Annotated in this window: 2 protein-coding genes and 1 pseudogene; 1 reads left to right on the top strand and 2 read right to left on the bottom strand. The window is 32.4% G+C overall.

Annotated features, from left to right (window positions below; translation table 11 throughout):
• Both groEL and groES read right to left on the bottom strand, forming a co-directional pair.
• A partial coding sequence (gene groEL, locus HG1285_RS01610; protein ID WP_008289353.1) for a chaperonin GroEL occupies nucleotides 1-699 on the bottom strand: 699 nt, incomplete at its 3' end.
• 25 nt (nucleotides 700-724) lie between these two features.
• Nucleotides 725-1,018: a co-chaperone GroES gene (groES, locus tag HG1285_RS01615; RefSeq protein ID WP_008289352.1), complete on the bottom strand. Its 294-nt coding sequence runs from the start codon at nucleotides 1,016-1,018 to the stop codon at nucleotides 725-727.
• A gap of 209 nt (nucleotides 1,019-1,227) precedes the next feature.
• Here groES and HG1285_RS01620 point away from each other — a divergent pair.
• Nucleotides 1,228-1,428 (top strand): annotated as a pseudogene (locus HG1285_RS01620) (GMP synthase (glutamine-hydrolyzing)); the annotation flags it as partial.

Here is a 1,428-nt window from a genome sequence, read left to right as displayed (position 1 = left end):
AAGTTCTTTAATATTGTTTATTTTTTTCTCATAAATAAGTATGTATGGATTTTCTAAAACTGCTTCCATTTTTTCTGGATTTGTCACAAAGTATGGAGATAAGTATCCTCTGTCAAACTGCATACCTTCAACAACTTCAAGAGTAGTTTCTGCAGTTTTTGATTCTTCAACTGTAATTACACCATCTTTTCCAACTTTTTCCATTGCATCAGCAATGATTTTTCCTATTTCAGGGTCGTTATTTGCTGAGATTGTAGCAACTTGCTCAATTTCTTTTCTTCCTGAAACAGATTGGGACATTTCTTTAAGTTTTTCTATAATTTTGTTAACTGCTTCGTCAATTCCTCTTTTAACATAAACTGGATTTGCTCCTGCTGATATAGCTTTTAATCCTTCTGAATAAATAGCCTGTGTTAATATTGTAGCTGTTGTTGTACCATCACCTGCAACATCTGCAGTTTTAGACGCAACTTCTTTAACAAGTTGAGCAGCCATATTTTCATATGGGTCTTTAAGCTCAATCTCTTTAGCAACAGATACACCGTCTTTTGTCACATTTGGGGAACCCCATTTTTTCTCAAGTAAAACTTCTCTTCCTCTTGGACCAAGAGTAACCTTTACTGCATTTGCAAGTTTATCAACACCTGCTTTTAGTTTTGCTCTTGCTTCATCTCCATAAACAATCATTTTTGCGCCCATCTATCTACCTCCTTTTATTTTTTTATTACTCAATAACAGCTAAGATATCGTCTTCTCTTAAAACGATTAACTCCTGTCCATCAATTACAAATTCATTTCCAGCATATTTGCTGTAAACAACTTTATCTCCAACTTTTACTTTTAATGGTGCAATCTGACCATTTTCAAGGAGTCTTCCTTCTCCTACTGCTACCACCTCTCCCTCTGAAGGTTTTTCTTTTGCACTATCAGGAATAATAATTCCAGAAGCTGTTTTTTCTTCTTTTTCCTCAGTTGGTTTTACAACAACCCTGTCGTAAAGTGGTTTTAAATTTGCCATCTCCAAACTACCTCCTTTTATTTGATTTTGTTTTTTACATAAATTGACAGTTTACTATTTATATTAATATTATAAACCTTTCTATGAAAAAATGCAATAGGTTTACATAAAAAATATTAGTTGTTTATTATAAAATTTTAATAAAAAGATAAAATTCTGTCTACTGGTTTATAATTTAAATATGAATATAATTTTTTGAGGTGAATAACTTGCAGCATGAAGGTATTGTAATTTTAGATTTCGGTTCACAATACACCCAGTTAATTGCAAGGAGAATTAGAGAAGTAAATGTTTATAGCGAAATACTGCCGTTTAATGCTTCTGTTGAAGAAATAAAAAAACATAATCCTAAAGGAATTATATTTTCAGGAGGACCAGCTTCAGTTTACGAGCCAGATGCTCCAAAGCCG

The organism is Hydrogenivirga sp. 128-5-R1-1, from assembly GCF_000171895.1.
The sequence above is the reverse complement of the archived record's forward strand: the minus strand, read 5'-3'. Positions and strand labels throughout refer to the sequence as shown.